25 protein-coding genes are annotated in these 24971 nt (G+C 72.3%); 16 read left to right on the top strand and 9 right to left on the bottom strand.

Translation table 11 applies throughout. From position 1 onward, the window contains the following. The first annotated feature begins 32 nt into the window (after nucleotides 1-32). Together ACRWND_RS00615 and ACRWND_RS00610 are read left to right on the top strand one after the other, a co-directional pair. On the top strand, nucleotides 33-998 hold the full coding sequence (locus ACRWND_RS00615; RefSeq protein ID WP_431944598.1) for an ABC transporter ATP-binding protein: 966 nt from the start codon (nucleotides 33-35) through the stop codon (nucleotides 996-998). After that, the gene (locus ACRWND_RS00610; protein ID WP_431944596.1) at nucleotides 985-1845 is read left to right on the top strand and encodes an ABC transporter permease; all 861 of its coding nucleotides are present in this window, start codon (nucleotides 985-987) and stop codon (nucleotides 1843-1845) included. The genes ACRWND_RS00615 and ACRWND_RS00610 overlap by 14 nt, the downstream gene beginning before the upstream one ends. Nucleotides 1846-1854: 9 nt before the next feature. On the opposite strand, the gene ACRWND_RS00605 is transcribed toward ACRWND_RS00610, so the two are convergent. Continuing rightward, nucleotides 1855-2436, bottom strand: coding sequence for a flavodoxin family protein (locus ACRWND_RS00605; protein ID WP_431944594.1), 582 nt, complete (start codon nucleotides 2434-2436; stop codon nucleotides 1855-1857). A gap of 70 nt (nucleotides 2437-2506) precedes the next feature. Beyond that, nucleotides 2507-2956, bottom strand: a complete 450-nt coding sequence (locus ACRWND_RS00600) for a VOC family protein (RefSeq protein WP_431944592.1) — start codon at nucleotides 2954-2956, stop codon at nucleotides 2507-2509. A gap of 140 nt (nucleotides 2957-3096) precedes the next feature. Between ACRWND_RS00600 and ACRWND_RS00595 the strand changes: the two genes are divergently transcribed. Beyond that, nucleotides 3097-3702 carry a CGNR zinc finger domain-containing protein gene (locus ACRWND_RS00595; RefSeq protein ID WP_431944590.1) on the top strand — a complete coding sequence of 202 codons (606 nt, stop codon included), beginning with the start codon at nucleotides 3097-3099 and terminating at the stop codon, nucleotides 3700-3702. Nucleotides 3703-3773: 71 nt separating this feature from the next. On the opposite strand, the gene rarD is transcribed toward ACRWND_RS00595, so the two are convergent. Both rarD and ACRWND_RS00585 read right to left on the bottom strand, forming a co-directional pair. Next, nucleotides 3774-4718 carry an EamA family transporter RarD gene (gene rarD, locus ACRWND_RS00590; protein WP_431944588.1) on the bottom strand — a complete coding sequence of 315 codons (945 nt, stop codon included), beginning with the start codon at nucleotides 4716-4718 and terminating at the stop codon, nucleotides 3774-3776. 306 nt (nucleotides 4719-5024) lie between these two features. After that, the gene (locus tag ACRWND_RS00585) at nucleotides 5025-5882 is read right to left on the bottom strand and encodes an SDR family oxidoreductase (protein ID WP_431944586.1); all 858 of its coding nucleotides are present in this window, start codon (nucleotides 5880-5882) and stop codon (nucleotides 5025-5027) included. Between the two features lie 104 nt (nucleotides 5883-5986). Here ACRWND_RS00585 and ACRWND_RS00580 point away from each other — a divergent pair, with 104 nt between their 5' ends. Continuing rightward, entirely contained in the window at nucleotides 5987-6382 is a 396-nt protein-coding gene (locus ACRWND_RS00580) for a winged helix-turn-helix transcriptional regulator (RefSeq protein ID WP_431944584.1), read from the top strand. A gap of 44 nt (nucleotides 6383-6426) precedes the next feature. On the opposite strand, the gene ACRWND_RS00575 is transcribed toward ACRWND_RS00580, so the two are convergent. From ACRWND_RS00575 to ACRWND_RS00555, 5 genes are all read right to left on the bottom strand, one after another. Continuing rightward, the gene (locus ACRWND_RS00575; protein ID WP_431944582.1) at nucleotides 6427-7512 is read right to left on the bottom strand and encodes a 2-oxoacid:ferredoxin oxidoreductase subunit beta; all 1086 of its coding nucleotides are present in this window, start codon (nucleotides 7510-7512) and stop codon (nucleotides 6427-6429) included. Then, a complete protein-coding gene (locus tag ACRWND_RS00570) occupies nucleotides 7505-9430 on the bottom strand; it encodes a 2-oxoacid:acceptor oxidoreductase subunit alpha (RefSeq protein ID WP_431944580.1) in 1926 nt (641 codons plus the stop codon). Before ACRWND_RS00570 ends, ACRWND_RS00575 begins: the two co-directional genes overlap by 8 nt. 240 nt (nucleotides 9431-9670) lie before the next feature. Further along, nucleotides 9671-10330: a LuxR C-terminal-related transcriptional regulator gene (locus ACRWND_RS00565; protein ID WP_431944784.1), complete on the bottom strand. Its 660-nt coding sequence runs from the start codon at nucleotides 10328-10330 to the stop codon at nucleotides 9671-9673. Between the two features lie 284 nt (nucleotides 10331-10614). Continuing rightward, nucleotides 10615-11928, bottom strand: coding sequence for a sensor histidine kinase (locus ACRWND_RS00560; protein WP_431944782.1), 1314 nt, complete (start codon nucleotides 11926-11928; stop codon nucleotides 10615-10617). Between the two features lie 263 nt (nucleotides 11929-12191). Beyond that, a complete protein-coding gene (locus tag ACRWND_RS00555; protein ID WP_431944578.1) occupies nucleotides 12192-13355 on the bottom strand; it encodes a sensor histidine kinase in 1164 nt (387 codons plus the stop codon). Between the two features lie 202 nt (nucleotides 13356-13557). Between ACRWND_RS00555 and ACRWND_RS00550 the strand changes: the two genes are divergently transcribed. The 12 genes from ACRWND_RS00550 (at nucleotide 13558) to ACRWND_RS00495 (ending at nucleotide 24935) form a co-directional block, all read left to right on the top strand. Beyond that, the gene (locus tag ACRWND_RS00550; RefSeq protein WP_319158149.1) at nucleotides 13558-13926 is read left to right on the top strand and encodes an NADH-quinone oxidoreductase subunit A; all 369 of its coding nucleotides are present in this window, start codon (nucleotides 13558-13560) and stop codon (nucleotides 13924-13926) included. A gap of 23 nt (nucleotides 13927-13949) precedes the next feature. Further along, entirely contained in the window at nucleotides 13950-14549 is a 600-nt protein-coding gene (locus ACRWND_RS00545) for an NADH-quinone oxidoreductase subunit B (protein WP_431944780.1), read from the top strand. Then, nucleotides 14546-15742 carry an NADH-quinone oxidoreductase subunit C gene (locus ACRWND_RS00540; RefSeq protein WP_431944576.1) on the top strand — a complete coding sequence of 399 codons (1197 nt, stop codon included), beginning with the start codon at nucleotides 14546-14548 and terminating at the stop codon, nucleotides 15740-15742. Before ACRWND_RS00545 ends, ACRWND_RS00540 begins: the two co-directional genes overlap by 4 nt. Next, the gene (nuoH, locus tag ACRWND_RS00535; protein WP_431944574.1) at nucleotides 15739-16701 is read left to right on the top strand and encodes an NADH-quinone oxidoreductase subunit NuoH; all 963 of its coding nucleotides are present in this window, start codon (nucleotides 15739-15741) and stop codon (nucleotides 16699-16701) included. Before ACRWND_RS00540 ends, nuoH begins: the two co-directional genes overlap by 4 nt. After that, nucleotides 16701-17327, top strand: coding sequence for a NuoI/complex I 23 kDa subunit family protein (locus tag ACRWND_RS00530; protein ID WP_431944572.1), 627 nt, complete (start codon nucleotides 16701-16703; stop codon nucleotides 17325-17327). Before nuoH ends, ACRWND_RS00530 begins: the two co-directional genes overlap by 1 nt. Then, nucleotides 17324-17878: an NADH-quinone oxidoreductase subunit J family protein gene (locus ACRWND_RS00525; RefSeq protein ID WP_431944570.1), complete on the top strand. Its 555-nt coding sequence runs from the start codon at nucleotides 17324-17326 to the stop codon at nucleotides 17876-17878. The genes ACRWND_RS00530 and ACRWND_RS00525 overlap by 4 nt, the downstream gene beginning before the upstream one ends. After that, nucleotides 17878-18264 carry an NADH-quinone oxidoreductase subunit NuoK gene (gene nuoK, locus ACRWND_RS00520; RefSeq protein ID WP_431944568.1) on the top strand — a complete coding sequence of 129 codons (387 nt, stop codon included), beginning with the start codon at nucleotides 17878-17880 and terminating at the stop codon, nucleotides 18262-18264. The genes ACRWND_RS00525 and nuoK overlap by 1 nt, the downstream gene beginning before the upstream one ends. Next, nucleotides 18261-20264, top strand: coding sequence for an NADH-quinone oxidoreductase subunit 5 family protein (locus tag ACRWND_RS00515; protein ID WP_431944566.1), 2004 nt, complete (start codon nucleotides 18261-18263; stop codon nucleotides 20262-20264). Before nuoK ends, ACRWND_RS00515 begins: the two co-directional genes overlap by 4 nt. A 3-nt stretch (nucleotides 20265-20267) precedes the next feature. Beyond that, nucleotides 20268-21833 carry a complex I subunit 4 family protein gene (locus ACRWND_RS00510; protein ID WP_431944564.1) on the top strand — a complete coding sequence of 522 codons (1566 nt, stop codon included), beginning with the start codon at nucleotides 20268-20270 and terminating at the stop codon, nucleotides 21831-21833. Continuing rightward, a complete protein-coding gene (locus ACRWND_RS00505) occupies nucleotides 21833-23341 on the top strand; it encodes an NADH-quinone oxidoreductase subunit N (protein ID WP_431944562.1) in 1509 nt (502 codons plus the stop codon). Before ACRWND_RS00510 ends, ACRWND_RS00505 begins: the two co-directional genes overlap by 1 nt. Before the next feature lie 168 nt (nucleotides 23342-23509). Beyond that, entirely contained in the window at nucleotides 23510-24370 is an 861-nt protein-coding gene (gene htpX, locus ACRWND_RS00500) for a zinc metalloprotease HtpX (protein ID WP_431944560.1), read from the top strand. A gap of 163 nt (nucleotides 24371-24533) precedes the next feature. Then, a complete protein-coding gene (locus ACRWND_RS00495) occupies nucleotides 24534-24935 on the top strand; it encodes a YccF domain-containing protein (RefSeq protein ID WP_431944558.1) in 402 nt (133 codons plus the stop codon). Nucleotides 24936-24971 lie beyond the last annotated feature (36 nt).

The raw sequence follows: 24971 nt of genomic DNA, 5'->3' as shown, positions 1-24971 counted from the left end.
GCAGGGCACCGTCACCGAACGAAGGAGCGCCGATGGGCGAGCCGTCCGCCCGGACCGGTGAGTACGCGATCCTCACGAGCGGACTCGCCAAGAGGTACCGCGGCGGGCAGCTCGCCGTCGACGGGCTGGACCTGGCCGTCCCCCGCGGCAGCGTCTTCGGGTTCCTGGGACCCAACGGCTCCGGGAAGACGACGACGATCCGCATGCTCATGGGGCTCATCGCCCCGACCTCGGGCACGGCTCAGGTGCTCGGCGAGCCCATGCCGCGCGCGGTACGCAGCGTCCTGCCGCGGGTGGGCGCGCTGATCGAGGGGCCCGCCCTCTACGGCTACCTCTCGGGGCGCGCCAACCTGCTGCGCCTCGACGCGGCCGATCCCACCGCGGGCCCCCGCACCCGTGCCGCACGGGTCGACACGGCCCTGGAGCGGGTGGGTCTGGCCGCCGCCGCGGGAAAGAAGGCACGGGCGTACTCGCTCGGCATGAAGCAGCGGCTCGGCCTGGCGGCCGCCCTGCTGCGGCCCCGGGAGCTGCTCGTGCTGGACGAGCCCACCAACGGCCTGGACCCCCAGGGCATGCGGGAGATCCGCTCGCTCGTCCGGGAACTGGCGGCGGACGGCGCCACGGTCTTCCTCTCCTCCCACCTCCTCGACGAGGTCGAACAGGTCTGCACCCATGCCGCAGTGATGTCCCGCGGCAGGCTGATCACCCAAGGCACGGTCGAGGCGCTGTCCTCGGCCCGGCGCCTGGTGGTCACCACGCCCGACCCGGCCGAGGCGGTACGCGTCCTGAAGGAGCGGGGCGTCACGGGCCTCGCCGCCGACGGCGACCGGGTCACCGGAGAACTGCCGCAGGACCCGGCGGCCCTGCCTGAACTCGCCGAGCTGAACGCCGCGCTGGTCGGCGCCGGCGTCCGCGTCCGTGGCTTCGGCATCGAACGGACGTCACTGGAGGACGCGTTCGTCGCGCTGACCGGAGAGGGCTTTGATGTCGCGGGCTGACACCCTGACCGGGTCGGTGCGGCCGATCCGCTCGCTCGGGCTGTTCCGCAGCGAGCTGTTGACCGTGCTGCGCCGCTGGCGCACCCTGGCCCTGCTCGCTGTCCTGGCCGCGGTACCGGTGCTCATCGGCGTCGCCGTGCGGATCGAGACCGGTGACGGCGGTCCGGCGGGCGGCGGCCCCGCCTTCGTCGCGCTGATCACCAACAACGGTCTCTTCCTGGTGTTCGCCTCGCTCGCCGCGACGCTGCCCTTCTTCCTCCCCATGGCGGTCGGTGTCGTGGCCGGGGACGCCGTGGCCGGCGAGGCGGCTGCGGGCACCCTGCGCTATCTGCTGGTGGCCCCGGCCGGGCGCACCCGTCTGCTGGTCTCCAAGTACGCCTCCGTCCTGGCCTTCTGCTTGATCGCCACTCTCGTGGTCGCCTTGTCGGCACTGGTGACCGGCGCCCTGCTCTTCCCGCTCGGTGACGTCACCCTGCTGTCGGGCACGACGGTCCCCTTCTTCGAGGGGCTGCTGCGCGCCCTGCTGGTCGCCCTGGTCGTGGCCGGCTCGCTCACCGGCATCGCCGCGCTGGGCCTTTTCGTCTCCACGCTCACCGACAGCGGTATCGCCGCCATGGCCACCACCGTGGGCCTGCTGATCACCGTGCAGATCGTCGACACCATCCCCCAACTGGGCGCCGTGCAGCCGTACCTCTTCCTGCACCACTGGCTGAGCTTCGCCGACCTCGTCCGCGAGCCCGTCTACTGGGACGGGATACGGGGCAACCTCCAGCTCCAGGCGCTCTACGTCGCCGTGTTCGGCTCCGCGGCCTGGGCCCGCTTCACCACCCGTGACGTGACGTGCTGACCTCGCCGGTCAGCTGAAGAAGGTCTTCGCCCGGCTCAGCGCGGCCGTGTCGCGGAGGATGTCGCCCGGCTCGCCGCCGTGGCCCAGCAGAGCCCCGCCCCAGCGCATCCCCGCGTAGTCGGCCGTGTGGCGCAGCGTGCCCACCAGCGGGGCCGCCGTGGCCGGGTCCTGGCTGCTGTGCACGGTCACCGCCCACAGGGTCTTGCCGCGCATCCGCTCCAGGAAGTCCAGTCCCGGCACTCGCATCCAGCCCGACCAGTGGTCCAGGTAGACCTTGACGGCGGTCGAGACGCTGTACCAGTGCAGCGGGGAGACCACGACGATGTCGGTGACCGCCAAGGTGGCCTTCAGAAGCGTCGCGGCATGCCCCGACGGCGCGGGACGGTGTCCCTCCTCCTCGAGCCGGAGGTCCTCGAAGAGCGGCAGCGGCAGGTCCCTGAGCCGCAACCAGCGCCGGTCCACCGCGGGCGGAAGCTGCTCGGCCGCGCGCCGCGCCAGCGTCTCGGTGTTGCCATCGGCGCGGTTGCTTCCCACGAGGAACAGGAACGACCGCTCAGAGTCCGACACCCCGTCATCTCCTTGCGTATGCATTATTTGCGCATGCATGGAGATGTTTTCATCGGTCGCCTTTCGCCGTCAAGGCGAGTGCCGGAGCCGAGGATCATGCGACGTCGAACTCGTTTCCCTCCGGGTCGGCCATGGTGACCCATGTGCCGGAGGGCTCCGCTATCCGCCGCAGCACCTTCGCGCCCAGCCCCTCCAGCCGGGCCACTTCCGCCTCCAGCCGTCCGGTGCCCGGGTGGAGGTCGATGTGCAGCCGGTTCTTCGCCGTCTTGGCCTCGGGCACTCGCTGGAACAGGATGCGCCGCCCGAGGCCCGAGCCCTTCTCCTCGTCATACGGGTCATCGGGGTGGCGCACGCCGGCCAGGTCCCGCCAGGCCCTCCGGCCGGCGGCCTCGGTCAGGAGATCCTCCGTGACGGCGCCGAACCCCAGCAGCTTCTCGATCAGCACGCTGTGGTCCTCGAGCGTGTACTCCAGGGCTTCCGCCCAGAAGGCGGCTTGCCGGTGCGGATCCTCCGCGTCGATCACGAGTTTCCAGTGAACTGCCATGTCGTGCCCCCTCGTTCGCGTCCCCTGAGTGCGCCTTGGCGAGCGCGTTTGCGTTTCCTGCTCGCGATGGGCGTTCCGCGTTCCGCCGTTCGCGTCGCCTCCGGCGTCCGGCCCGGTCTGTAACTGGTTATATTGGTTACATGGCGGAACCCGCAATCGGTCTGGTCGTCCATTCATCCGAAGGAGTCACCTACCGCTTCGATCCCGGCGCGCTCGGCCTGGAGCTGCTGCCCACCGGCGGCCCGGGCGGCAACGCCCGCCGCGAGGCCCTCCGCGAGCCCGCCGACCTGGCCCGCTGGGCGGCGGCGTGCCGACTGCGCCCCGACCGCGACGGTCTCGCGGTCTCCCCTGAGGACGTGGCCACGGCCCGCTATCTGCGCGACGCGCTCTGGCGCATCGCCGTCGCCCGCGTCCACGGGGAACCGTTCCCCGCGCCGGACCTCGTCGTCCTCAACGAGGCGGCCGCCTGGCGCCCTCCCGCGCTGCGTCTGACCGTCGACGGGGGCCGCTCCTGGCGCACCCCGGTCACCGGCACCCAGGTCCTGGCGGCTGTCGCCCGGGACGCGGTGGAGCTCTTCTCCGGCCCGTACGGCGGCCGCGTCCGTGAGTGCTCCGCCCACGACTGCCGGCTGGTCTTCGTGGACACCTCGCGCCCCGGCCGGCGCCGCTGGTGCGCGATGGAGCACTGCGGCAACCGCCACAAGGTCCGCGCCCATCGCTCCCGCAGGGAGGCGCACGAGGCGTAGGCGCACGGGCGTGTAGGCGCACGAGGCGCCGAGCGGCCCGTAGGCCGGCGCCGGTGCGCCTACGCCACGGCTCAGCCGGTGACGGCCCCGCGCGGCGCCGCACCGTCGGGAACCACGGCGGCGTCGCGTACTGCGACCCGCCCGCGCCGGGCGGTGCGCAGCGCGTCCCAGGTCAGGAGTGCCAGGGCGAGCCAGACGAGGGCGAAGCCGGCCCAGCGCTCGGCCGGCATCTCCTCGTGGAACCAGAGCAGTCCGAGGCCGAACTGGAACACCGGCGCGAGGTACTGCAGCAACCCCAGCAGGCTCAGCGGGATGCGGATGGCCGCCGCGCCGAAGCAGATCAGCGGCACCGCGGTGACGACGCCGCAGGCGGCGAGCAGGGCGGCGTGACCGGCTCCGTGCGAGGTGAAGGTGGTCTGCCCGCGGGCGCCGAGGAAGAGCAGGTAGCCGAGCGCCGGCAGGAACTGGATCGCCGGCTCCGCCGCCAGCGACTCCAGGCCGCCCATGCCGACCTTCTTCTTGATGAAGCCGTACGTGGCGAAGGAGCAGGCCAGGGTCAGCGCGATCCAGGGCAGCCGCCCGTATCCCAGAGTCAGCACCAGGACGGCGGCGGCGCCGACGCCCACGGCCGCCCACTGGGCGGGCCGCAGCCGCTCGTGCAGGACGAGGACGCCGAGGGCGATCGTGACGAGCGGGTTGATGAAGTAGCCCAGCGAGGTCTCGACGACGTGGCCGCTGTTGACGCCCCAGATGTACAGGCCCCAGTTCACGGATATGACGGCCGCGGCCACGGCCAGCATCGCGAGCCGCCGGGGCTGCCGGAGCAGTCGGGGGACCCACGCCCAGCGGCGCATCGCCAGCAGCACGAGAGAGACGACGGCCAGCGACCAGACCATGCGGTGGGCGAGGATCTCGCCCGCGCCGGACGGTTCGAGCAGCGGCCAGTAGAGGGGGAAGAGCCCCCAGAGCCCGTAGGCGGCGAATCCGTACAGCAGGCCGGCACGCTGCTCGCTCACTCGTTCCTCCCGGGGCGCTGGCGACCGCTCGAAGGTAGCGCGCCGGGCCTGCTGCCGTCATCTGCGTATCGCATGACGGTCATGACACCTTTGCCGTGGGCACGCAGCGCACCTGGACGGCGCCGCGAGACGGTCCGAAGACGGTCCGGACGCGGGCCGGACGGGACGCGCGGGACGCAGGTGGGAACGGGCCCCGCGGGCGGAGGGCGTCCGCCCGCGGGGCCCCGCCGGGGGCGTCCGGGGATGTCCGAGGTCGCCTGAGGCCGCCTGAGGTGAGGTCTCCGAGGCCGTCCGGAGCGGCCTGGCTCAGCCCTTGAGCGCTGCCGCGATCGAGTCCGCGAGCGGGGTGGTGGGACGGCCGATCAGCCGGGCCAGGTCGCCGCTGCCGCCCTCGAGGAGGCCGCGGGACACGCCGGCCACGTCCACGTCGACGTAGATCGCGGCCACCGGCTCCGGCAGGCCGGCGCCGGTCAGGACTTCCAGGAAAGCGTCGGCGGACAGATCGGCGTAGGCCACCGGCCGACCGGACTGGCGGGCCAGTTCGGCGGCGTACTCGGCCATCGTCCAGGCATGGTCCCCGCTGAGCTCGTAGACGGCGTTCTCGTGGCCCTCGCCGGTCAGCACCGCCGCGGCGGCGTCCGCGTAGTCCCTGCGGGTGGCGGAGCCGATGCGGCCGCTGCCCGCGCTGCCCGCGACGCCGTGCTCCAGCTGGACGGGGATCTGCGCGGTGTAGTTCTCGGTGTACCAGCCGTTGCGCAGCAGCGTGTAGGTCAACCCGGAGTCCAGCAGGACCTGCTCGGTGGCCTGGTGCTCGGCGGCGAGCCGGAAGTCGGCGGCCGGCCCGCCGAGGACGCTGGTGTACGCGAGCCGTGCGACCCCCGCCTCCTTGGCGGCCTCGATCACGGCGCTGTGCTGCGCGACGCGCCGGCCGACCTCGCTGCCGGAGATCAGCAGGACGACGTCGCCCTCGCGGAAGGCATCCTTGAGCGTCTCGGGGGCGTTGTAGTCGGCCACCCGCAGCTCCACGCCCCGGGCGGCGAGGTCCGCGGCCTTGTCCGCGTCGCGCACGACGGCCACGACCTGCTCGGCCGGAGCGTCGGCCAGCAGCCGGTCCACGACGAGGCGGCCCAGCTGTCCGGTTGCTCCGGTGACGACGAAGCTCATGAGGGGTTCTCCCGTTCCTGTTGTCCCCGTTCGGTGGTGGCTGGACTAACTCTAGGACCAGTACTAACTTCCGGAAAGTACCCACTTGCAAGTAAGCTACTGGTATGGATGTAAGGGAAGAGCCGGTCGGCCTGATCCAGGCGCCCCCCGACGTGAACGCGCGCGACTGCCCCTCGCGGGTGATCCTCGAGCACGTCACCAGCCGCTGGGGCGTGCTGGTGCTGGCCGCCCTGATCGACGGCACCCTGCGCTTCAGCGAGCTGCGGCGCACGATCGGCGGGGTCAGCGAGAAGATGCTCGCCCAGACCCTGCAGACCCTGGAACGCGACGGGTTCGTGCACCGCGAGGCGCATCCGGTCATCCCGCCGCGTGTGGAGTACTCCCTGACCCCGCTCGGCAAGGAGGCCGCCGACCAGGTCTGGGCACTGGCCCGCTGGACCGAGGAGCGCACGGCGCAGGTGATGGCGGCCCGCCTGGCGTACGACGGGGCCCGGGCCTGATCGTCAGGCCCGGGCCCGAGGGGCGTGGGGTCAGCGCCGACGGCTCAGCCCACGACCGTCCATGTGTCGTTGCCCGCCAGCATGGCGGCGAGGTCGCCCTTGCCGTGCTGCTCGACGGCCTGCTCCAGTTGTGCGGACATCAGGTCGTCGTAGACCGGCCGCTCGACGCTGCGGAACACCCCGATGGGCGTGTGGTGCAGTGTGTCGGGGTCGGCGAGTCTGGACAGGGCGAAGGCCGTCGTGGGCGTCGCGGCGTGCGCGTCGTGCACCAGGACCTCGTCCTCGTTGGACGCGTCGACGTCGACGACCCTCAGGTCGCCGGTGGCCCGGTCGCGTACGACGCCCTTGGAGGCGTCCGCGCCGAAGCGGATCGGCTGCCCGTGCTCCAGCCGGATCACCGCGTTCTCGGCGGAGGCACGGTCCTTCAGCACCTCGAAGGCGCCGTCGTTGAAGATGTTGCAGTTCTGGTAGATCTCCACGAAGGCCGTGCCCGGATGCGCGGCTGCGGCCCGCAGCACGCTGGTGAGGTGCTTGCGGTCGGAGTCGACGGTGCGCGCCACGAAGGAGGCCTCCGCGCCCAGCGCCAGCGACACCGGGTTGAAGGGGGCGTCCAGCGAGCCCATCGGCGTCGACTTGGTGATCTTGCCCAGCTCGGAGGTCGGGCTGTACTGCCCCTTCGTCAGACCGTAGATCCGGTTGTTGAAGAGCAGGATCTTGAGGTTCACGTTGCGCCGCAGCGCGTGGATCAGGTGGTTGCCGCCGATGGACAGGGCGTCACCGTCGCCCGTGACGACCCACACCGACAGGTCGCGCCGCGAGGCGGCGAGCCCGGTCGCGATGGCCGGGGCCCGGCCGTGGATGGAGTGCATCCCGTAGGTGTTCATGTAGTACGGGAAGCGGGAGGAGCAGCCGATCCCCGAGACGAAGACGATGTTCTCGCGGGCCAGGCCGAGTTCGGGCATGAAGCCCTGCACCGCGGCGAGGATCGCGTAGTCGCCGCAGCCGGGGCACCAGCGCACTTCCTGGTCTGACTTGAAGTCCTTCATGGACTGTCCGGCTTCGGCCTTGGGGACCAGGGACAGCGCCGGCAGCCCGGGTGTGCGGTGTTCGACGGCAGGAGCCTCAGACATCTGCGCTCTCCTCCTGGATGGCGGCAGCGAGTTGCTCGGCCTTGAAGGGCAGGCCGGTGACCTGGGTGTGCGAGCGTGCGTCGACCAGGTACTTCGCCCGCAGCAGGTGAGCGAGCTGGCCGAGGTTCATCTCCGGGACCACTACCCTCTGGTAACGCCCCAGGACCTCCCCGAGATTCCCGGGGAAGGGGTTCAGATGGCGCAGATGGGCCTGGGCGACCGCGCCCCCCGCGCTCCTGATGCGCCGTACGGCCGCCGTGATGGGCCCGTACGTCGAGCCCCAGCCGATGACCAGCGTCCGTGCCCGGCCGTCGGGGTCGTCGACGACGACGTCGGGCACCTCGATGCCGTCGATCTTGGCCTGCCGGGTGCGCACCATCAGGTCGTGGTTGGCCGGGTCGTACGAGATGTGCCCGGTGCCGTCCTGCTTCTCGATGCCGCCGATCCGGTGCTCCAGCCCGGGGGTGCCCGGCACCGCCCAGGGACGCGCCAGGGTCTGCGGGTCACGCAGATAGGGCCAGAACTCCTCGGTGCCGTCCTCCGCCACATGGTTGGGCGTCGTGGCGAACTGCACCCGCAGGTCGGGCAGCTCCTCCAGCTCCGGGATCCGCCACGGCTCGGAGCCGTTCGCCAGGTAGCCGTCGGAGAGCAGCAGGACCGGGGTGCGGTAGGTCAGCGCGATGCGGGCCGCCTCCAGCGCCGCGTCGAAGCAGTCGCCGGGGGTGCGCGGCGCCACGATCGGCACCGGCGCCTCGCCGTTGCGTCCGTACATCGCCTGCAGCAGGTCGGCCTGCTCGGTCTTGGTCGGCAGACCCGTCGAGGGCCCGCCGCGCTGGATGTCGACGACCAGCAGCGGCAGCTCCAGGGACACGGCGAGGCCGATGGTCTCCGACTTCAGCGCGACACCCGGACCGGAGGTGGTGGTCACGGCCAGCGAGCCGCCGAAGGCCGCGCCGAGTGCTGCGCCGATGCCGGCGATCTCGTCCTCGGCCTGGAAGGTGCGCACACCGAAGTTCTTGTGCCGGCTCAGCTCGTGCAGGATGTCCGAGGCCGGGGTGATCGGGTACGAGCCCAGGAAGAGCGGCAGATCCGCCTGCCGGCTCGCGGTAACCAGGCCGTAGGACAGCGCCAGGTTCCCCGAGATGTTGCGGTAGGTGCCGGCCGGGAAGGCCGCCTCGGCCGGCGCCACCTCGTAACTGACCGCGAAGTCCTCGGTCGTCTCGCCGAAGTTCCAGCCCGCGCGGAAGGCCGCGACGTTCGCCTCGGCGAGCTCGGGCTTCTTCGCGAACTTCTTGCGGAGGAAGTCCTCGGTGCCCTCGGTGGGGCGGTGGTACATCCACGACAGCAGCCCGAGCGCGAACATGTTCTTGCTGCGCTCTGCCTCCTTGCGGGTCAGCGGGAAGTCCTTGAGCGCCTCGACCGTCAGGGTGGTCAGCGGCACCGGATGCACCGCGTAGGCGGACAGCGAGCCGTCCTCCAGCGGCGAGGCCGCATAGCCGACCTTGGCCATCGCGCGGGAGGTGAACTCGTCGGTGTTGACGATGACCTCCGCGCCGCGCGGCATGTCGCCGATGTTCGCCTTCAGCGCCGCCGGGTTCATCGCGACCAGGACGTTCGGGGCGTCACCCGGGGTGAGGATGTCGTGGTCGGCGAAGTGCAACTGGAAGCTGGAGACGCCCGGCAGGGTACCTGCCGGGGCCCGGATCTCGGCCGGGAAGTTCGGCAGGGTGGACAGATCGTTGCCGAACGACGCCGTTTCCGAGGTGAACCGGTCTCCCGTGAGCTGCATTCCGTCGCCGGAGTCCCCGGCGAAACGGATCACCACCCGATCGAGCTTCCTGGTCTCCTTGGCCGGTTTCCGCTGCTCTCCCAGAACAGGATGATCGGGGGTTGTCGGGCTGCTGACCTGGCTGGTCACTGAATCGGACCTCCTTCGAGGCGGCGGCTCACGACCGGGGCCGTGGCCTTGTGTCCCACGCGCCATCGTACGTGGGTAAGGGTGGCCTTCCCGGGTCTTCCCCCACCGTGAGCGGCGTGCTGGGTTCTTTTGTGCCCTGATGGGTCACGGCCACCGCCCCCGGAGCCCGAACCGTCCGCCTCCTGCCGTCCGCCTCCTGTGTCCTGGACGCCGGCGGCTGTATGACGGTACGTCAGACGCTCATGAGTTGAGGTACGTGAGCACGGCGAGGACGCGCCGGTGGTCGCCCTCGCTGGGGGCCAGGCCCAGCTTGAGGAAGATGTTGCTGACGTGCTTCTCCACCGCCCCGTCGCTCACCACCAGCTGCTTGGCGATCGCGGAGTTCGTCCGCCCCTCGGCCATGAGTCCCAGCACCTCCCGCTCCCGCGGGGTCAGGCCGGCCAGTACGTCCTGCTTGCGGCTGCGCCCCAGCAGCTGTGCCACCACCTCCGGGTCCAGGGCGGTGCCGCCGCCGGCCACCCGTACGACCGCGTCGACGAACTCACGGACATCGGCTACCCGGTCCTTGAGCAGATACCCGACCCCGCTGGAGCTGCCGGCCAGCAGTTCGGTGGCGTACCGCTCCTCCACGTACTGCGACAGCACCAGCACCCCCAGCCGCGGGTGGTCGCGGCGCAGCCGCACCGCGGCGCGCACGCCCTCGTCGGTGTGGGTCGGCGGCATCCGCACGTCGGCCACGACCACGTCGGGCACCGCTTCCTGGTCGGCGAGCTCGCCGATCACCTTCAGCAGGGCCTCGGCGTCGCCGACCCCGGCGACGACCTCGTGCCCGCGGTCGGTCAGCAGGCGGGTCAGTCCCTCCCTCAGCAGCACCGAGTCCTCGGCGATGACCACCCGCACCTTGTCCTCCACCGCTACCGGCTCCCCCGTCCGTCTCGACGCCGTCGTGTCCCTCCCCAGCATTCCAGCTTCCGGCGGCCGGCACACGGCCGCGCCGCCGGGGCTTGGTGCGGGGAGGGGCGGAGGGGGGCGCGGTCAGCGTCCTCTCGGTTCTCGATCTTCTTCTGCCACTTCCGGCTCTCCGGATTTTCCCAGGTCCGGCGCGTCCGGCGGGTTGGGCTCCGCAGGCCCGCGGCTGGCGGGTTCCTCCGGGCGTCGCGGTCCTCAGGCCCCTCCGCCCGGGGTCAGCTCCGCCAGGGCAGCTCGGCCGCGACGGCGGTCGGGCCGCCCGCGGGGGAGTCCACCGCGAGGACGCCGTCCACCGCTTCCAGCCGCTCGACGAGACCGGCCAGGCCCGAGCCCTGAGCCGGGGAGGCGCCGCCGCGCCCGTTGTCGACGACGTGGATCATCAGCCGGTCCCCGGAGCGCCACAGGTCCACCGTGGCGCGCGAGGCCCCGCTGTGCTTGCTGATGTTCTGCAGCAGCTCGGAGACGGTGAAGTAGGCGATGCCCTCGATCGCCGGCACGGGTCGGCCCGGCAGGTCCACGCTCACCCGCACCGGCACGGCGCAGCGCGCCGCGAGGGAGGAGAGCGCGGCGTCCAGGCCGCGGTCGGTGAGGACGGCGGGGTGGATGCCGCGGGCGAGGTCGCGCAGCTCCTGGAGGGCGAGCTTCACCTCGCCGTGCGCCTCCTCGACCATGGTGGCCGCCGTCTCGGGGTCCTCCTGGAGCTTCTCCTTGGCCAGGCCCAGGTCCATGGCGAGCGCGACGAGCCGGGCCTGGGCGCCGTCGTGCAGGTCGCGCTCGATGCGGCGCAGGTCGGCGGCGGCGGTGTCGACCACGGTGCCCCGGTCGGACTCCAGCTCCCAGACCCGGCTCGCCAGCCGGGACGGCCCCAGCAGCCCGGCGACCAGGCCGCGGTCCACGTACGCCATGCCCCGGATCACCCACGGTGCGGCCAGGCCCAGCAGCAGGCCCAGCGCGGAGGCCATGGCCATCTCGAACGGCGAGTCCAGCCACCAGCCGTCGCCGTCGGCGTTCCCGTACAGCTGGAGTCCGGGCTGGTCGGTGAAGGCCGGGAAGACCCACTGCCACAGCGGGTACGTCAGGAGCCCCCAGCCGTAGCTGACGAACGTCACGGTCACGGAGAAGGTGAACACCCCCCACGGGAAGTGCACGAAGAAGTACAGGACGTGCCGCCAGGAGGCGCCGCTGGTCAGCTGTCCGCCCAGCCACGACATCAGGCCCTGGCCGGGCCTGCGGCGCAGCGGCTCGGGCGAGGCCACGTCGATGCCCAGGCACCGGCGGGCCCGCTCGCGCTCCACCACGCCGAGCCCGCGGCACCCGGCCAGCATCGCGGCCAGGACGGGCAACCCGAGGAAGGTGACCAGCAGGCCCGCGCCGAGCGACAGCATCGTCACGGTGAAGACAAAGCCGATGACGCCCATCGGCAGGTTCAGCAGCAGGTAGAGCGACTCGCGCCAGGTGCGGGCCTCGATCGGCGCGCGCAGCGCCGTGGGCAACCGGTGCTCGCGCCGCTCCGGGAAACCGTGTGCCATGGTCACGTCCGTCCTCTTCGTCATCCCTCTGCCGTCTGTGATGCCCTCAGCCTCCTCCTGCGGAGCCCTCGCGCCCATGGTGCGGATCGGCGTCTGGGACCTGGGGAAAACCCCACCTGCCGGCCCGGCCCGGCGCGGCCCGCGGACGGCCGGCATCCCGCGGACGGCCGGCATCCCGCCAAGGGGAAGCGCGAGCGAGGCCGGGCGCACGGCGGAAGGCCGCCGCCCTCCGGGGGAGGGCGCACGGCCTTCGCGCGCACGGCTCAGGCGCGGTCCCGCCAGGGCAGTTCGGCCGTCACCGTCGTCGGCCCGCCGGCCGGGGAGTCGACCACCAGCAGGCCGTCCACCGAGTCCAGCCGCTCGGCCAGTCCGCCCAGACCGCTGCCGCGTTCGGCCGTCGCCCCACCGCGACCGTCGTCACGGACCTGGATCATCAGCCGGCCGTCCGAGCGCCACAGCTCGACGACGGCCCGGCGCGCCCCGCTGTGCTTGCTGATGTTCTGCAGCAGTTCGGAGACGGTGAAGTACGCGATGCCCTCGATAGCCGCCGCCGGCCGGCTCGCCAGGTCCACCTGGACCTGCACCGGCACCGTGCACCGGGCGGCCACCGAGGACAGCGCGGCGTCCAGGCCGCGGTCGGTGAGGACGGCGGGGTGGATGCCGCGGGCGAGGTCGCGCAGCTCCTGGAGGGCGAGTTTCACCTCGCCGTGGGCGTCGTGGACCATCCGCGCCGCCGCCTCGGGGTCCTCCTGGAGCTTCTCCTTGGCCAGGCCCAGGTCCATGGCGAGCGCCACGAGTCGGGCCTGGGCGCCGTCGTGCAGGTCGCGCTCGATGCGGCGCAGGTCGGCGGCGGCGGTGTCGACCACGGTGCCCCGGTCGGACTCCAGCTCGGCGATCCGCCGCTCCAGTTCGTCGGAGGGGGACAGCAGGCCCCGGACCATGGCGCGGTCGGCGCCTGCCAGCCCCCGGGCGATGAAGGGCAGCACCGGCCATGCCACGAAGAGCGAGGTGAGGATGACGGTGAAGGTCGCGATCCCCCACGGCAGCCGGATGAAGAAGTACAACGCGTGCCGCCATCCCACCGGGTCCTTCAGCGAGGTCCACAGCCACGGGAAGAAGCCCATCCGCCCGGGTCGCAGGGAGCGGGGCTCCTCGACGGCCACCTGGAGCAGGCCGCGCGCCCGCGTCCGCTCGACGCGGCCCAGCAGCCGGCACCCGGCCAGCCCCAGCGCCAGCAGCGGCAGGCCGACCACCGTCACCGACAGGCTGACGCCGAGGTAGAGCACCACGGTGACGTAGACGAAGCCCACAAGGTCCACGGGCAGGTTGGCCAGGAGGTACGCGATCTCCTTCCACGTCACGGCGTCGAAGGCGAAGCGCGCCGGCGGCAGCGGGGCGGCTTCCCCGCGCTGGGAGTCGATGGTCATGGCGCCAAGCCTGCCGGGGAGGGGGCGGCCGCCGCCATGGGGTGCGCCTGCCGGGGCAAGGTGGGGTTATCCGTACCACGGGGCAGGACGGGTGGCTCCGCCTCGGGGGGCAGGGCCTAGACTCCGTTCGTACAGATCGTCTAAAGATCCACCGGGATCGCTGGACAACGCGCTTACGACGAGAAACGAGGGGCGGACAGACGTGGACTACTTCCACGGCTACTCGGTCGTCGGGCTGGTCGCGGTGCTCGGGGTGCTCTTCGTGGCCGTGGCCTTCGGGGCCGGCCGGCTGCTGCGGCCCGTCGTGCCGACGCAGGAGAAGATGCTCACATACGAGTGCGGCGTCGACCCCGTCGGCGAGGGCTGGGCGCACACCCAGATCCGCTACTACGTCTACTCCTTCCTCTACGTCATCTTCGCGGTCGACGCGATCTTCCTCTTCCCCTGGGCGACGGTGTTCGCCGCCGAGGGGTACGGCGGCACGACGCTGGTCGAGATGTTCGTCTTCCTCGGCTTCCTCGCCGTCGGTCTGCTCTACGCCTGGAAGAAGGGCGTCCTGGAATGGACGTGACCGATGTGTCCCAAGTGACCGATATGACGGATGTGGGCACCCCCGAGTACCTGCCGGAGCCGCGCCGCCTCGGCACGCTGGCGCGCCTGGCGCCCGAGCCGATGAAGGTGGTCCTGAACTGGGGCCGCCGCTACAGCCTGTGGGTCTTCAACTTCGGGCTCGCCTGCTGCGCCATCGAGTTCATCGCCGCGTCCATGGCCCGGCACGACTTCATCCGGCTCGGCGTGATCCCCTTCGCCCCCGGCCCGCGCCAGGCCGACCTCATGGTCGTGTCGGGGACCGTCACCGACAAGATGGCCCCGGCGGTGAAGCGCCTGTACGAGCAGATGCCGGAGCCGAAGTACGTCATCTCCTTCGGAGCCTGCTCCAACTGCGGCGGCCCCTACTGGGACTCCTACTCCGTGACCAAGGGCGTCGACCAGATCATCCCCGTCGACGTCTATGTGCCCGGCTGCCCGCCGCGGCCCGAGGCGCTGCTGCAGGGCATCCTCAAGCTCCAGGAGAAGATCGCCCGCGAGTCGCTCGGTGAGCGCTACGGCGACGGGGGCGCGCGCCCGTCCACCGCGGCGTTGCGCAGCGGCCTCGTCCAGGCCCCGCCGGCGCCCGGGGAGGCCGCGCAGTGACCGCGCCCTTCGACCGGCTCACCGAGCCGGACGCGGTCGCCGAGGTCTTCGGGGCGGGGGCCACGGCGGAGGAGGCGTACGGCCTGCTCACCGTCGACGTCCCCGCCGCCTCCTGGACGGACGCCCTGCGGGCGGCCCGGGACACCCTGGGCTGCACCTTCTTCGACTGGCTCAGCGCTGTCGACGAAGGCGGCGCCGGCTTCCGCGTCTGCGCCCACGTCGTCGCCCCCGCGGTCGGTTCCGTGCGGCGCCTGCTGATCCGTACGACCGTCCCGCACGAGGCGCCGGAGCTGCCGACCGCCGTCGGCGTCTACGCGGGCGCCGCCTGGCACGAGCGCGAGACGCACGAGATGTTCGGCGTGGACTTCACCGGGCACCCGCATCTGGTGCCGTTGCTGCTGCCCGACGGCTTCGAAGGGCACCCGCTGCGCAAGGACTTCGTGCTGGCGGCGCGCGTGGCGAAGGCGTGGCCGGGCGCGAAGGAACCGGGGGAGCCCGAGCACGGCGGACCCAAGCGCCGCCAGATGCTGCCGCCGGGCGTGCCGGACCCGAACGAGTGGGGCCCGCTCAAGGGGCAGTTGCCGCCCGCGCCGGCCCGGCCCGCGCGCGGCCCGCGCGCCGCGGGTGCGGCGGGCGCTGCCGGTGCGGCGGGCGCCGGGAGCACCGGGGAGCGTCCCGCCCGGCGTAGCCGCAGTGTCACCGAGGGCTCCGCCAGCCAGGGCGCCGCCGCGGCCCCCGCCACCCCGCGCCGCACCCGCTCGGCGGGCGAGGGCGCCGGGGGCCCGACCGGACCCGCCGCCCAGGTGACGCCGCCCCGCAGGCGCAGCCCCGACGCCCCGTGGGACGTCCCCCGCGACACCGCCCCACCCGCGACCACGCCCGCCGCCACGGCCGCCGCGGAGACGACGCCTGCGGTGGAGTCCGCGAAGCCGGACGCAGGGCCGGACGCAAAGCGGGACGCGACAACGGATGCGGCGAAAACGGACGCACAACCGGACGCGGCGCCTGTCGCCGAGCCCGCGGCGCCCGCCCCGGCCCCGGGCGGTCGGCCCGGCGCCGCCGACGGCGACCGGCGTCCCGCAGGGGAGGCGGCAGCGGCCGGCGGCGCGCAGGACGAACCCGTGCGGCCCGCACCGACCGACGACGACGGCACCCCTGACCACGACGACGCAGAAGGAGGCAGCACACCGTGAGCGACGCCCTCGAAGTGATCCTCCGGCTGCTCGCCGTGCTCGTCGCCTTCCTCGTCCTGCCCCTGGTCGTCGGCCAGACCGAGCACAAGGTCATGGCCCACATGCAGGGCCGCCTCGGACCCATGTACGCCGGCGGCTTCCACGGCTGGGCCCAGCTCGTCGCCGACGGGGTGAAGTTCGCGCAGAAGGAGGACGTGGTCCCGGCAGACGCGGACCGGAAGATTTTCCAACTCGCTCCCGCCGTCGCGCTGCTGCCCTACCTGCTGGTCCTCGTCGCGATCCCGGTCGGCCCCGACGGGCTGGTCGGCCAGGACATCGACGCGGGCCTGTTCTTCGTGCTCGCCGTGATGGGCGTCGGCGTGCTCGGCTCGCTCATGGCCGGCTGGGCCTCCGCCAACAAGTTCTCCCTCCTCGGCGGTCTGCGCACCGCCGCGCAGCTGATGTCGTACGAGCTGCCGATGCTGCTCGCCGCCGCGTCCGTCGCCATGGCGGCCGGCACGCTCTCGCTGCCCGGCATCGTCGACGCGTACGCCTGGTGGTGGACGCCGTGGCAGCTCATCGGCGCCGTGGTGTTCTTCACCGCCGGCCTCGCCGAACTGCAGCGCCCGCCGTTCGACATGCCGGTGGCCGACTCGGAGATCATCTTCGGCGCCTACACCGAGTACACGGGCCTGCGGTTCGCCCTCTTCCTGCTGGCCGAGTACGCCGGCATCGTCGTGCTGTGCGGCCTGACCACCGTCCTGTTCCTCGGCGGCTGGCACGGCCCGTGGTCCGGCAGCCTCGGCTGGCTGTGGACCCTGCTCAAGACCGCGGCCCTGGCTTTCGTCGTCATCTGGCTCAGAGTCACGTACCCCCGGCTGCGCGAAGACCAGCTGCAGAGGTTCGCCTGGACCGTCCTCATCCCGCTCGCCCTCGCCCAGATCGCGCTCACCGGCGTGGTGAAGGTGGTGATCTCCTGATGGGCATCCCCGGTTCCGGCCTGGCCAAGGGGCTCGCCGTCACCCTGCGCACGATGACCCGGCGCTCGCACACCGCGCAGTATCCCGAGGTACAGCCCGAACTGCCGCCCCGGTCCCGCGGCGTGATCGCGCTGTTCGAGGAGAACTGCACGGTCTGCATGCTGTGCGCCCGAGAGTGCCCCGACTGGTGCATCTACATCGACTCCCACAAGGAGACGGTGCCCGCCGCCTCGCCCGGCGGCCGCGAGCGCAGCCGCAACGTGCTGGACCGCTTCGCGATCGACTTCTCGCTCTGCATGTACTGCGGCATCTGCATCGAGGTGTGCCCCTTCGACGCGCTGTTCTGGTCGCCGGAGTTCGAGTACGCGGAGACCGACATCCTCGACCTCACCCACGAGCGCGACAAGCTGCGCGAGTGGATGTGGACGGTGCCGGCCCCGCCGCCGCTCGACCTGGCGGCCGAGGAGCCCAAGGAGATCGGTGCCGCCCGCAAGGCCGCCGAGAAGGCCGCCGCCCAGGCCGCTGCCGCGGCCGCCGCCGCCCAGGCTGAGGACGCGGCCGGGGACAGGGACGATGCCCAGGATGCGGCCGGCGCCGAACGCGACCAGCCCGGGGGTGACGCGTGAACGCCGCCGCGCACCCCGGCTTCCTGTCCCCGACCGGCGTCGAGATCGCCTTCGTCCTCGTCGGCGTCGCGACGCTGGCCGCCGCCGTCGTCAGCGTCACCACACGGCAACTGGTGCACGCCGCCCTCTGGCTGGTCGTCGCGCTCGGCGGGGTCGCCGTCGAGTACCTCCTGCTCACCGCCGAGTTCATCGCCTGGGTGCAGGTGCTGATCTACGTCGGTTCCGTCGTCGTGCTCGTGCTGTTCGGGTTGATGCTCACCAAGGCGCCCATCGGCCGTTCGCCGGACGCCGATTCGGGCAACCGGATCGCGGCCCTGACCGTGGCGGCCGCCGCCGCGGGCACGCTGGTGTGGGTCGTGGTGGACGCCTTCCGGGCCACCTGGATCGATGTGGACGGCGCCGCCCAGGGCTCCACCAAGGTCACCGGCCAGATCCTCTTCCGGCACTGGGTGCTGCCGTTCGAGGCGCTGTCCGTGCTCCTGCTCGCCGCGCTCGTCGGTGCGATCGTCCTGTCCCGCAAGCAGTCCCGTCAGCAGCCGGGAGAGCGCTGATGCACCTCGCCTATCCCGCCGTCCTCGCCGCCCTCCTGTTCTCCGTCGGCCTGTACGGCGTCCTCGCCCGGCGCAACGCGATCCTCGTCCTGATGTCGGTCGAGCTGATGCTGAACGCGGTCAACCTCAATCTGGTCGCCTTCGACGTCTGGCTCCGCGACGCCCTCCACGCCGGGCAGGCGCTGACCCTCTTCGTGATCGTCATCGCCGCCGCCGAGATCGGTATCGGCCTGGCCATCGTCCTCCTGGTGTACCGGAACCGGGGCAGCTCGGACGTCGACCGCCTCACCGATCTCGCCGAACCGGACTCGCGCGACCCGCACGACCCGCACGGCGGAGGGGACGGGCCCTCCGCACCCGAAGAGAAGGCCGAGGCCGCAGCGTGACCCTGACGACCCTCGCCGTCCTCGTGCCCGTCCTGCCCTTCCTCGGATCCCTCGGCGGTCTCCTGCTGGGCCGCACCGCCCCCGGTTTCGTGCGGCCGCTGGCCGTGCTGCCCACCGCGACCGCGTTCGTGCTGGCCGTGGTCGTCGCCGTACGGCAGGGCAGCGGCCCGGCGACCGACGCCGCGACCCGGCTCACGCCGACCGGCTCGGTGCCTGTCGACCTCGCCCTGCACCTCGACGGCTTCGCGGTGCTCATCGCCGTCCTCGTCGGCCTGGTCGCCACCTGCGTGCAGCTGTACTCCACGGCCTACCTGCGGCACGACCTGCGCTACGCCTCCTACTCCGCCCTCGTCTCCCTCTTCACCGCCGCCATGTTCCTGGTCGTCTACACCGGCGACCTGATGGTGCTGCTGGTGGGCTGGGAGATCATGGGCATCTGCTCGTACTTCCTGGTCGGCCACTACTGGGAGACCGAGGTCGCCCGGGCCGCGTCCCTCAAGGCCTTCCTCGTCACCAAGCTCGGTGACGTCCCCTTCCTGATCGGCGTCTTCGCGCTCGCCGCGGACGCCGGGACCTTCCGCATCAACGGCATCCTCACGACCGCCACCCACGGCCAGCTCACGCACCCGACCGTCGTCGGCCTGCTGCTGCTCGCCGGGGTCGCCGGCAAGTCGGCGCAGTTCCCGCTGCACACCTGGCTGCCCGACGCGATGGCCGGCCCCACCCCGGTGTCCGCGCTGATCCACGCCGCCACGATGGTCGCGGCCGGCATCTACCTCGTCGCCCGACTGCTGCCGGTCTTCGAGGCGTCCACCGCGACGCTCGCGGTGCTCGGCGTGCTCGCCGTCGTCACCATGATCGGCTCCGCCCTGGCCGCGTTCGCCCAGGACGACATCAAACGCGTGCTCGCCTACTCGACCATCGGCCAGCTCGGCTACATGGCCGCCGCCCTCGCCGTCGGCGACCGCGGAGCGGCCGTGTTCCACCTCATCTCGCACGGCGCCTTCAAGGCGCTCCTCTTCCTCGCCGCCGGCGTCGTCATCCACGCCGCAGGCACCAACTCGCTGGCCGCGATGTCCCGCATGACCGGCCTCGGCAAGCGTGTCCCCGACGCCATGTGGACCATGGGCATCGCCCTGGCCGCGCTGGCCGCCATCCCGCCCTTCTCCGGTTTCTTCTCCAAGGAGTCGGTGCTGCGGGCAGCCGAGCACGCCGCCTCAGGCCACGCCGAGGGCGTTCCGGCGGCCGTCGGCTGGCTCGTCCTGGTCGCCGCGCTGATCACCGCCGTGCTCACCGCCGGCTATGCCACACGCCTGTTCCTCCTCGCCTTCCGCGGCCGCGGCGCCACCGCCCCCGAGGCCCACGGCAGGGAACCGGCCGTCATGACCGTCGTGCTGTGGGTGCTGGCCGTCCCGACCATCGCCTTCGGCGCCGTCGCCCTCGTGCCCTCACTCCTCGACCTCCCCGCCTGGCTCGACGGCGACGACCTCGCCCCGACCCTGGTCACCTCGATCCTCGGCGTGGGCCTCGCGGTCGTCGGCATCGTGTCCACATACGGGGCCTGGCAGGCCGCCGCGGCCCGCCGCGCCGCGCCCCTGGGCGCCGTCGTCACCGCCGAGGCCGCGGAGGAGGAGCCGGCGCTCACCGAGGCCGCGGCGCTGCAGACCCATGAACAGATCTACGGGGACGTCGCCGCCGCCCCGGACCCGGCCGACCCCGGACGCCTGCTGCTCGGCCCGCTCTTCGGGCCCGCCTCGCACGGCTTCCGCCTCGACGCCCTGTACACGGCGCTCTTCGTCCGCCCCGTGCTCGCCGCCTCCGGCCTCGTCCGCTTCCTCGACCGCGAGGTCGTCGAGACCTACGTCCGCGGCACGGGCGGAGTACCCCGACTGCTCGGCGCGCTCGTACGCCGCACCCAGACGGGCAACGTGCAGACCTATATCAGCGTGCTGCTGGCCGGCTCCGTGATCCTCGCCGTCCTCGTCGCCGTCGGAGCGTGAGCCGTGAACGACACCGTCCTCCCGTACGTCCTCGCGGCCGTCGTCGTCCTGCCGCTGCTCGGCGCCGCGGCGGCCCTGCTGCCGGCCCCGCCCGGCCTGCGGGGGAAGAACCCCGACCAGGCCGTGCTGCGCCACGGCGTCACCGTCACCGGACTCGTCCTTCTCCTGAGCATCGTCCTGGCCGCGGGCTTCGACCACGGCCACCCGGCGACGATGCAGGCGAACACCGACATCAGCTGGATCCCGGCGCTCGGCATCCGCATCCACCTCGGCATCGACGGCATCAGCCTCCCCCTCCTCGTCCTGACCGCGCTGCTGACCTTCCTCTGCGCGCTCTACAGCTACTTCAAGATGCCCGCGGGGCCGTCGCCGAAGGCGTTCGTGGCGCTGCTGCTCCTCCTGGAGACGGGCACGCTCGCCACCTTCGCCGTGCTCGACCTGCTGCTCTTCTTCCTCGCCTTCGAGACCGTCCTCATCCCGATGTACTTCCTCATCGCGCGCTGGGGCGGCGAGAACCGCGAGAAGTCCGCCCTCCGCTTCATCCTCTACACCCTGCTCGGCTCCGTGATCATGCTGCTCGGCCTGCTCCTCATCGGGCTGAAGGCGGGCACATTCGACATGGTGGCACTCGCCACTGACAACGGGTCGCCGCTCAGTCACTCCACGCAACTGATCGCCGTCCTCGCCATCGGCATCGGCCTCGCCGTCAAGGCCCCGATGTGGCCGCTGCACAGCTGGCTCCCCGACGCCCACACCGCCGCCCCCACGGTCGGCTCGGTGCTCCTGGCCGGCGTCCTGCTCAAGATGGGCACCTACGGCTTCGTGCGGATCCTCCTGCCGGCCGCCCCCGAGGGCATGCACACCTTCGCGCCCTACCTGGCCGCCTTCGCCGCCGTCGGCATCGTCTACGGCTCGCTGGCCTGCCTGGCACTGGCCCGCCGCGGCGCCGGCGGCGACCTCAAGCGCCTGATCGCGTACAGCTCCGTCGGCCACATGGGTTTCGTGCTGCTGGGCATCGCCACCCTGACCGCCACCGGGGTCAACGGCGCGCTCTTCGCCAACATCGCCCACGGCCTCATCACCGGCCTGCTCTTCTTCCTGGTCGGCGCCCTCAAGGACCGCTACGGCTCCACCGACCTGGACAACCTCGCCGGCCGGAGCGGAGCGGCGCTGTACGGCAAGGCTCCCCGCATGGGCGGCCTGCTCGCCTTCGCGGCCGTCGCCTCCCTCGGCCTGCCGGGCCTGGCCGGTTTCTGGGGCGAGATGCTGGCGATGTTCGGCTCCTTCAAGCCCGCGCCGGGCCTGGACCGCGGCGCCTACCTGGTCTTCACCGCGGTCGCCGCCTTCGGCACGCTGCTCACCGCCGCGTACCTGCTCGTCGTCGTGCGCCGCGTCTGCATGGGCGAACGCGACACCGCCTCGGCCGCGCCCGCCCTCGCCGACGTGCGGGGCTACGAGTTCGCGGCCTGGACCCCGCTGGTCGTCCTGACCGTCCTCGCCGGCCTGTGGCCCGCCGCCCTGCTCGGCCTCACCGACCCGGCCGTGCGCACCCTGCTCGGAGGCAGCTGATGAGCACCCTCGCCACCTCCGTCGTCCAGTCGGTCGACTGGGCCGCGATCGCCCCGCCCGGCATCGTGGCGGTGACCGCGATCGCCGTGCTGGTCGCCGACCTCTTCCTGCCCGAGGGCCGCAAGAAGCCCCTGGTGGGGATCGCCCTCGCCGGCCTCGTCCTGGCCGGGCTGAGCCTGCTGCCGCTGCTCGACGGGGACCGCACGACCTTCTGCCTCGTCGGCAGCCCCGCCGACTGCTCCTACGCCGTCGACCGCTTCACGCTCGTCGTGCAGTTGCTCGTCCTGGCCGGGGCCCTCGTCACGGCCCTGCTGTCGGTGCACACCCTGGAGGAGCTGCCGGCAGGCGAGTTCTGGTTCCTGCTGCTCTCCTCGGCCTCCGGCGCCGCGCTGCTGCCCGCCTCCCGCGACCTGGCGACGCTCGTGATCGCCCTGGAGGTCACCACGCTTCCGTCGTTCGCGCTGGTCGGGCTGCGCCGCGGCGACCGGCTGTCGAGCGAGGCGGCCCTGAAATTCTTCCTGTCCTCGGTCGCCGCGACCGCCGTCACCCTGCTGGGCGTCAGCTTCGTCTACGCGGCCACCGGCACCCTCCACCTGGAGGCCATGGCCAGGGGGTTGCAGGACGTCGACCCCCGTCTGAACACCCTCGCCGCGGCCGGGGCCGCCCTCACCGTCGTCGGTTTCGCCTTCAAACTCGCCGTCGCGCCCTTCCACTTCTGGGTGCCCGACACCTACACCGGCGCCCCGCTCCCGGTCGCCGGCTATCTGTCGGTCGTCGGCAAAGCCGCCGGGTTCGCCGGCCTCATCCTCGTCACGGTCGTCGCCTTCCGGCCCTACGCGCATGTGTGGGGCCCCGCCGTCGCCGTCCTCGCCGCCCTCACCATGACCGTCGGCAACGTCGCCGCCCTGGTGCAGCGCCCCGACCGCCCGCGCAGCGCGGTCCGCCTGCTGGCCTGGTCGTCCATCGGGCAGGCGGGCTACCTGCTCGTCCCGATCGCCGCCGCCGCGTACACCGACCCCGACCGCCAGGTCGGCACCACCCTCGCCTACGCCCTGATGTACGCGGCCGTGAACCTCGGCGCCTTCGCCGTCGCCGCGCTCGTCGGCCGCACAGCGCCCCAGAACCGGCTCACCGACTACCGGGGCCTGTACGGCCGCCACCCGCTCGCCGCGCCGGCCATGGCCTTCTTCCTGCTCTGCCTGGCCGGACTGCCGCCCGGCGTCATCGGCCTGTTCGCCAAGGTCGCGGTCTTCTCCTCGGCCGTCGACGCCGGCCTCGGCTGGCTGGCCGTGGTCATGGCCGTCAACGTCGTGATCGCGCTCGTGTACTACCTTCGGTGGACGTTCCTGCTCTTCGCGAAGCCGGGGACGGAGCCGGCCGCCGCCGGGCGCCCGGCGGTCGTGCCGCGCCCGCTCGGCGCCGCCATCGCCCTCACCGCCCTCGTCGGGGTCGCGCTGTCCGGCGCACCCCAGCTCGTCCTCCGCTTCGCCTCCGCCACGCTGCTCTGAGCACGCACCCTCCCACCCTGCTCCGAGCACCCTCCCACCCTGCTCCGAGCCCCTTGCCGGCAGGCGCACAAGGGAACTAACGCCCCTCCGGTGGCGTTGACCTCCACAGGAGGTTCTCCTTGGACGAGGAGAGAAAGTCCTCCTGATGCGCAATTTGGAGGGTGTACCGTGCACCGCCGGCACAACGGCCTGAAGACCGCCGCGCTCCTGGGCGGAATGTCGGCCCTCATCCTGGTCATCGGCAGCTTCTTCGGCCGTACGGGACTGGTCGTCGCACTCGTCGTGGCCCTCGGGACCAACGCCTACGCGTACTGGAACAGCGACAAGATCGCGCTCCGCGCCATGCGCGCCCGCCCGGTCAGCGAGTTCGAGGCGCCGGCGCTGTACCGCATGGTGCGCGAACTCTCCACCTCCGCCCGGCAGCCCATGCCGCGGCTCTACATCTCCCCGACCGAGGCCCCCAACGCCTTCGCGACCGGCCGCAACCCCCGCAACGCCGCCGTGTGCTGCACCGAGGGCATCCTGCGCCTCCTCGACGAGCGCGAACTGCGCGGCGTCATCGGCCACGAGCTGAGCCACGTCTACAACCGCGACATCCTCATCTCCTCCGTCGCCGCGGCCCTGGCCTCCGTGGTCATGTTCCTCGTCAACTTCGCCTGGCTGATCCCCGTCGGCCGCTCCGACGACGACGAGGGCCCGGGTCTGTTCGGCATGCTGCTGATGATGATCCTGGGCCCCGTCGCCGCCTCCCTCATCCAGCTCGCCGTCAGCCGCTCCCGCGAGTACGAGGCCGACGCCTCCGGCGCCCGCCTCACCGGCGACCCGCTCGCTCTCGCCTCCGCGCTGCACAAGCTGGAAGCGGGCACCAAGCGGGCCCCTCTGCCGCCCGAGCCGCGGCTGGAGACCACGAGCCACCTCATGATCGCCAACCCGTTCCGTCCCGGCGACGTGTCCAAGCTCTTCTCCACCCACCCCCCGATGGCCGAGCGCATCGCCCGCCTGCAGGAGATGGCCGGCCACCGCCGCTGACGCCTCCGTACGGCCCTGCCCGGCCGCAGGCGGGCACCCCCGGCCCGCCCACGGGTGCGGGAGCCCCACGGCCCCTGCTGGTGCCCATGGCGGCCCGCCTGACGGATCGGCGGCTTCCACCCCCTGACGGGCGTGGCCCCCGGGCGCATGGGAGGCTTGGGCAATGAAGGCGCTCAACCTCGTCCTGAATGTCGTGTGGCTGATCGTCTGGGGCCTGTGGATGGCGATCGGCTACGCCCTGCTGGGGCTGCTGATGTTCATCTTCATCATCACCATCCCCTGGGGGATCGCGTCCCTGAGGATCGCCAACTATGTGCTGTGGCCCTTCGGCCGCACCACGGTGGAACGTCGCGACGCGGGCGTCGGATCGCTGCTCGGGAACATCATCTGGGTGGTCTTCGCGGGGATCTGGCTCGCCATCGGCCATGTGATCGCGGGCATCGGCTTCTGCCTGACGATCATCGGCATCCCGTTCGGCATCGCCAACTTCAAGATGGTGCCGATCTCACTGGTGCCGCTCGGCCGGGAGATCGTCCCCGTCGACGCCCCGTACGCCACCCGCTGACGCCACCCCGGCCGCGCCGGAGCCCCACCGGAACCC

It is taken from the genome of Actinacidiphila sp. bgisy167, assembly GCF_965342175.1.
GTDB lineage: Bacteria > Actinomycetota > Actinomycetes > Streptomycetales > Streptomycetaceae > Actinacidiphila.
The sequence above is the reverse complement of the archived record's forward strand: the minus strand, read 5'-3'. Positions and strand labels throughout refer to the sequence as shown.